Below are 5,521 nucleotides of genomic sequence, written 5' to 3'. Positions count from 1 at the left end.
CTGACCCGCGAAGAAATGCAGACCGAAGCATTGATCATCGAAAGCCTCTTGGATGCTGCAATGGCCATGCAGTCGGAATCTGATCGAGAGGATTGCTTTCAGATGATCGAGATGGCATCGCGCCGCGCGAACCGGCTCAATAAGGCCCTGGATGTCATCAACGCATCTGGTGCCGCATCATGAAAAGCATCCCCACCACGGAAGAGCCGAACGTTGATGATCTTGTTGCATTTGCGTGCAGAATTTCCCTGCTATGCGAGCTGGCCACGGACTTGGTAGACGGCATCGACACGTCACAGGATTACCGACTTCCCCAGATTACGGCCCTTCTATACACGATGCAGGGCAGCGCCGTTGAACTTGCCAGAAAAATCGACAGGCTCAACTGATCGACAAGGGACGGGCGGGATTCGCCCGGCCTTCTAATCAGATTTAATCTGATTAATGTTGCGTGTTAGAATTATTCTGATAAAGTGCATGTATGAACAAAGATCCAAAACCTCTTTATCGCACACAGATGGCCAAGATGGCGGGCATCACGCCCGTTCAGCTTGATTATCTTGTTCGCCTTGGAGTTGTCGCTCCTGATCTGGGTGATGTCAGGAAGCACTATTCCGAGGCTGAGGCGCGTCTAGCGATCGTCGCAGGTGAGCTGCAGAGATTCTATAAAGATGCAAAATCCTTAAAGGAGCCGATGGATCAACTGCGATGTATGGTTACTTGGCCTGAGCGAGGTCTAGTGCCTTCATATGACGAAATGTGTGCTCAATACAGTCTCGAGGTCTTCAAAAAGGCGAGGGACAATGGGGCAGTTAAATCTGTTCAGGAAAATCTCTTGCGAGGGTTACATCGGAAGTTCGGCCGAGTCAAAACTGAAGCGGATGTCGATCAACTCGCATCATCAGCCCGCAAATGGGACCAGGATCAGCTAGACAAAGCGGAAATCGCCATTCTATTTGCAGGTGCTGCATCAGGAATAAGTGATTGCTTCATCATTACTGACATCAATAGTTTTCCGTGGCAGTGGGAGATATATTCAGAGCCGGCGGCGATCGACGGCGCGCAAACCATGCTCTCGATTCACGCCCGAAGCCTTTTCAAGAATGCTCGCAAAAGAAGGGGCGGAGAGCCCTAATGCCCCGCCCTGCCCCCATCCTCGCAAGCGAAAAAACGGCTGCGGCGCTTCTCGACATGAAGCCCGCTGAATTCCGTTCGCTGGTCGAGCGCGGGGCGCTTCCGGGGCCGCAAGAGATTCACGGCTTTGCCAGATGGCGGGTTGCAGACCTTGAGGCGATCTGGACAGGCGACGCGATGGACACAGGGGAATTCGAGGCATGAAAAAGCCTGACCTGCCATATCTCGAATTCAAGACGGTAAAGGGTCGTGATTACATCTACTTCCGTCTCGACCGGGGCAGCAAGGTCACACGGCACCGCCTGCCAAGCAACCCGGATAGTGAAGAATTCATGCAAGCCTATTGGGCGATCAGGTCCGGGCGCAAAAAGGTCCAGAGCAAAACGACCTGGCACAACCTTGTCACTGAATTTTACAAGACACCGGGCTATCTCGGAAAGGCAAAGGGCACGCGGGAAAACTACCGTCGCCATTGCGAAGCGATCCGCGAGAAGAACGGCGAAAAGGACGTCCAAAGGTTCAAGCGCAAGGACGCCTTGGCGGTCCAGCGCGCCCTTCAAGACACATGGTCAAAAGCAAACGAACGCATCGCCGTGTTATCCATCCTCTGCAAGCTGGCGGTTGATCTGGAATGGATCGACCGCAACCCGGTGGTCGATATTCCTAAGCTGTCCGGCGGCGAGTATGAACCTTGGCCAGACGACAAGTTGACAGCCTACGAGCGGTATTGTGATCGACACGACCTTACCGACGCGCGCACGATCTATGAATTGTGCATAGGCACCGGCCAGCGGATCGGCGATTGCGTTGCGATGCGGTGGGACGACTTTGACGGCGAATTCATGAGCGTGGTTCAGGACAAGACTGGCACCAAGCTGACGATCTACTGCCCCGCGCGGTTGCAAACATATCTCTGCACCCTGCCCCGCAAAGGCCGTCACATAATGGCAAAGAACCTGACCCAGCCTATGGGCAAGAGGGCAGCCCAGAAGGCTGTTGAAGGGGTTCGAACGGCACTCGACATCATGCACGGCGAAGCACGCCTTGTTCCTCATGGCTGGCGCTACACGGCTGCGGTGCAGCTATCGGACGCCGGATGCGATGACGCGGAAATCCAAGCTGTCACTGGTCACAAGACCATGGAGATGGTGCGGAAATACCGGGCGAGACGCGATCAAAAGGCGGCATCTAAGCGCGCTCAACAGAAGCGTGACGGATAGGAACGGAACAAGACCAGAACAGGAACCTGCGAAATAAACTGCGAAACCCACAAAGCCGGGAAGGACATAGAGCAGCATGAAACCGGAAAAAATCAATCAATTCAATATGGTGCGGGTGAAGGGACTCGAACCCCCACGACTAAGTCGCCAGAACCTAAATCTGGTGCGTCTACCAATTCCGCCACACCCGCATCATCCGCGTCCCGTTGCCGGTCGCTGGCGCGGTCTCTAGCAAAGCGTTGGGGTAGATGCGAGCGGAAAATTCAGGCGCTGATCGCCGGATCATGGCGAAAAAAACGTAGGACATTAACCCAATCTTGCCATATTGTGTTTGTAATCTTGAGGCAGATAACAAGCGAGACACGCCATGAAACCGAAAACGGTCGGGCGGACAGACGGCGGGTTGACCGTCTTGCCCCCTGTGGACGTCTGCGGCCTTTGGGCCGACAGCATCATTCTTACCCTCGACGGCGAACGTCGGGTGGCCGATCTTCGGGTGGGCGACCGTGTCATTACCCGTGACAGCGGTACGGCGGTTCTCACTGGCATCGCCCGGCATACGCGGCACACCCCTGCGGTACGGATCATGGCCGGGTCCCTTGGGCATACACGGCCGGAACAGGATGTGACCTTGCCGGCGGACCAACCAATGCTCGTGCGTGACTGGCGTGCAAAGGCGCTCTTTGGTGATGCACAGGTTCTAGTGCCCGCTGAACGTCTGGTGGATGGCGAATTTGTAACCTTGGAACCGGCGCAGGATATGACCCTCTTCGTGCTCGACTTTGCCGTGCCCCACATCCTCTATGTCGATGGATTGGAATTGGCCAGCAGCCCCGAAATGCGTCTCGACGCCCGCGCCGCCTAATCGACCAGCGCACGCAAGACCTTGGGTAACTCCTCGGGTAAATCTTCGGCGATCAGCCCGGGGCCATAGCTTCGGGCGCAAGCCGCATGAAGCCATGTGCCCATTTCTGCGGCCTGCATCGGGTCGAAACCGCGCGCCATGAGACCCGTGATGAAACCCGCCAGCACGTCGCCTGATCCGGCCGTCGCCAACCAGGGGGCTGCGTTGTCGTAATGGGTGGAACTGACCGCACATCGGCCCTGCGGATCGGCAATCACCGTATCGGAGCCTTTGTAAAGCACCACACAGCCTGCCCGCTTGGCCGCCGCACGCGTTGCATCCACCTTGGAATAGACCGGCCCGTTTAGGGGGGGCGCGGCCAAATTTTCAGCGATGTCCGGAAAGAGCCGCGCAAATTCTCCGGCATGCGGCGTCAGAACACACGCCGGATGCAGCATGGCAAAGAGAGCCTCCGGCCCATCCTCAAAGGCCGACAGCGCATCCGCATCCAGCAGAACAGCCAGGGTGCGCCCCGCTCCCACGACCGCCGGAACCAACTCACGCGCGCGACGCCCGCCCAACCCCGGCCCAAGGCAGACTGCCGTAATCCGGGGGTCTTCAATCATCTCGGCCAGATCATCGCCCGTCCCGATCCGCCGCACCATCACTGCCGTAATCTGACAGGCGACCTCCATCAGTGCGGCGGGTGGTGCGCCCAAGGTCACCACCCCGGCCCCGATGCGCAGTGCAGCGCGCGCCGCCAAACGCGCAGCCCCGGTGCGCCCTGCCCCGCCGGTCAGAACCAACGCGTGACCATTGGAGTATTTGTGTGCGCTGCCCGTCTTGTTGAGCATCTCCGGCGCAGGCGTCTCGATCAGCCTGACCGCTCCCTCAACCGAACAAACGCGCAAACCGATCTCGGCACGAACCAGCCGTCCGCAATGCGCTGGACCCTCCGCCAGATGATGGCCAGCTTTCGCACCGTGAAAGGTGACGGTCAGATCGGCATAGACAGCCCCCGCGCCTAGAACCCGCCCACTGTCGGAACACAGGCCCGAGGGCAGATCAACCGCCGCAACCCTGCCACTGCGCGGGCAGAGCGCCCAGTCCAACGCCACCCCTTCGAGCGGTCGGATCAGTCCGATCCCAAAGAGCGCATCAACATGCAGATCCGCTTCGATCCCCCCTGCCGCTTCCAATGGCGAAACCACCCCAATCTCGCACCAGCGATCATAGTTGATCCGCGCATCAGGCGGCAAGCGGTCTGCAGTCCCCAATGAATGCACCGCAACCTGCCAGCCCCAATCGTGCAGCAGGCGGGCGATCACAAACCCATCGCCGCCATTGTTGCCCGGCCCACAGACCACGACCGCCCTGTGCGGTGCGCGCTCCAAATCCGGCCACGTCTCAAAGACCGCCGCAACAAATCCTCGTCCGGCACGCTCCATCAGGTCACGCCCGGAGGCAGCGCCCGACTCAATCGCCGCCTGTTCGAGAGCACGCATTTGCGCGGATGTCAGAAGGTTCACCATGTTCCGCCCCTTACCAGCCGTTTCGCGATTCAATTTCGCTGAATTTTACACCTAAGCGCCCATTATTTAGGCAACACTTACCCTTCGCGCCGGGATTGCCCACATCTCAGAGCGTAACCGATTGAGGCCCCCGCTGAGAAGTGGTCTGCACGTTCCGAAACGTAACCGCGGGAGGCCCCAGCCGATGAAAAAGATCGAAGCGATCATCAAGCCCTTCAAACTCGACGAGGTGAAGGAGGCGCTTCAGGAAGCTGGCATTCAGGGCCTTTCGGTCATCGAGGTCAAGGGGTTTGGCCGCCAGAAGGGCCATACGGAGCTTTATCGCGGCGCTGAATACGTGGTTGATTTCCTGCCCAAGGTGAAAATCGACGTCGTGCTCGATGACGATCAGGTGGACGCGGCCATCGCAGCAATCATCGACGCTGCCAAAACAGACAAGATTGGCGACGGCAAGATATTTGTCAGCCCCGTCGAACAAGCCATTCGCATCCGTACCGGTGAATCCGGTTCAGACGCGCTCTGATATCTACTCCAACAAGAAAAGGACAAGAGAATGAGCAACGACGCAGTTCTCAAGCTGATCAAAGACGAGGATATCGACTATGTCGACATCCGCTTCACAGACGTGCGTGGCAAGCTGCAGCATGTGACCGTAGTCGCCGATTTGGTCGATGAAGATTTCCTCGAAGAAGGCTTTATGTTCGACGGCTCGTCGATTGCCGGCTGGAAGTCGATCGAAGCCTCCGACATGAAGCTGATGCCCGACACTGAAAGCGCCTATGTCGATCCGT

The 5,521-nt window shown here is 57.8% G+C and carries 9 protein-coding genes and 1 tRNA gene; 8 read left to right on the top strand and 2 right to left on the bottom strand.

Annotated elements, in window-relative coordinates:
* The 5 genes from ROS217_RS14090 to ROS217_RS14070 all read left to right on the top strand — a co-directional run.
* A partial coding sequence (locus ROS217_RS14090) for a hypothetical protein (protein WP_040650595.1) occupies positions 1–183 on the top strand: 183 nt, incomplete at its 5' end.
* A complete protein-coding gene (locus ROS217_RS14085) occupies positions 180–389 on the top strand; it encodes a hypothetical protein (protein ID WP_009818443.1) in 210 nt (69 codons plus the stop codon). The genes ROS217_RS14090 and ROS217_RS14085, both read left to right, overlap by 4 nt.
* A gap of 92 nt (positions 390–481) precedes the next feature.
* Complete coding sequence (locus tag ROS217_RS14080; RefSeq protein WP_009818442.1) at positions 482–1,135, top strand: hypothetical protein; 654 nt, start codon at positions 482–484, stop codon at positions 1,133–1,135.
* The gene (locus ROS217_RS14075) at positions 1,135–1,338 is read left to right on the top strand and encodes a hypothetical protein (protein WP_009818441.1); all 204 of its coding nucleotides are present in this window, start codon (positions 1,135–1,137) and stop codon (positions 1,336–1,338) included. Before ROS217_RS14080 ends, ROS217_RS14075 begins: the two co-directional genes overlap by 1 nt.
* Complete coding sequence (locus ROS217_RS14070; protein WP_009818440.1) at positions 1,335–2,354, top strand: tyrosine-type recombinase/integrase; 1,020 nt, start codon at positions 1,335–1,337, stop codon at positions 2,352–2,354. The genes ROS217_RS14075 and ROS217_RS14070 overlap by 4 nt, the downstream gene beginning before the upstream one ends.
* Positions 2,355–2,461: 107 nt before the next feature.
* Here the strand turns inward: ROS217_RS14070 and ROS217_RS14065 are convergent.
* A tRNA-Leu gene (locus ROS217_RS14065) sits at positions 2,462–2,545 on the bottom strand.
* Between the two features lie 176 nt (positions 2,546–2,721).
* Between ROS217_RS14065 and ROS217_RS14060 the strand changes: the two genes are divergently transcribed.
* Positions 2,722–3,219, top strand: a complete 498-nt coding sequence (locus ROS217_RS14060; protein WP_009818439.1) for a Hint domain-containing protein — start codon at positions 2,722–2,724, stop codon at positions 3,217–3,219.
* On the opposite strand, the gene ROS217_RS14055 is transcribed toward ROS217_RS14060, so the two are convergent.
* Positions 3,216–4,730 (bottom strand): bifunctional ADP-dependent NAD(P)H-hydrate dehydratase/NAD(P)H-hydrate epimerase, encoded by a 1,515-nt coding sequence (locus ROS217_RS14055; RefSeq protein ID WP_009818438.1) that lies wholly within the window; start codon positions 4,728–4,730, stop codon positions 3,216–3,218. The genes ROS217_RS14060 and ROS217_RS14055 overlap by 4 nt on opposite strands.
* Before the next feature lie 184 nt (positions 4,731–4,914).
* On the opposite strand from ROS217_RS14055, the gene ROS217_RS14050 reads away from it, so the two are divergent.
* Positions 4,915–5,253 (top strand): P-II family nitrogen regulator, encoded by a 339-nt coding sequence (locus ROS217_RS14050; protein ID WP_008282302.1) that lies wholly within the window; start codon positions 4,915–4,917, stop codon positions 5,251–5,253.
* Between the two features lie 30 nt (positions 5,254–5,283).
* A partial coding sequence (locus ROS217_RS14045) for a glutamine synthetase beta-grasp domain-containing protein (RefSeq protein WP_009818437.1) occupies positions 5,284–5,521 on the top strand: 238 nt, incomplete at its 3' end.

This window comes from Roseovarius sp. 217 (assembly GCF_000152845.1).
GTDB lineage: Bacteria > Pseudomonadota > Alphaproteobacteria > Rhodobacterales > Rhodobacteraceae > Roseovarius.
This window is presented reverse-complemented; position numbering and strand designations above follow the sequence as displayed.

What these genes read in the sequence shown, in the direction of transcription:
- ROS217_RS14050 (WP_008282302.1), top strand. Translation starts at nt 4,915, where the DNA reads ATGAAAAAGATCGAAGCGATCATCAAGCCCTTCAAACTCGACGAGGTG.
- ROS217_RS14080 (WP_009818442.1), top strand. Translation starts at nt 482, where the DNA reads ATGAACAAAGATCCAAAACCTCTTTATCGCACACAGATGGCCAAGATG.
- ROS217_RS14060 (WP_009818439.1), top strand. Translation starts at nt 2,722, where the DNA reads ATGAAACCGAAAACGGTCGGGCGGACAGACGGCGGGTTGACCGTCTTG.
- ROS217_RS14055 (WP_009818438.1), bottom strand. Translation starts at nt 4,730, where the DNA reads ATGGTGAACCTTCTGACATCCGCGCAAATGCGTGCTCTCGAACAGGCG.
- ROS217_RS14070 (WP_009818440.1), top strand. Translation starts at nt 1,335, where the DNA reads ATGAAAAAGCCTGACCTGCCATATCTCGAATTCAAGACGGTAAAGGGT.
- ROS217_RS14075 (WP_009818441.1), top strand. Translation starts at nt 1,135, where the DNA reads ATGCCCCGCCCTGCCCCCATCCTCGCAAGCGAAAAAACGGCTGCGGCG.
- ROS217_RS14085 (WP_009818443.1), top strand. Translation starts at nt 180, where the DNA reads ATGAAAAGCATCCCCACCACGGAAGAGCCGAACGTTGATGATCTTGTT.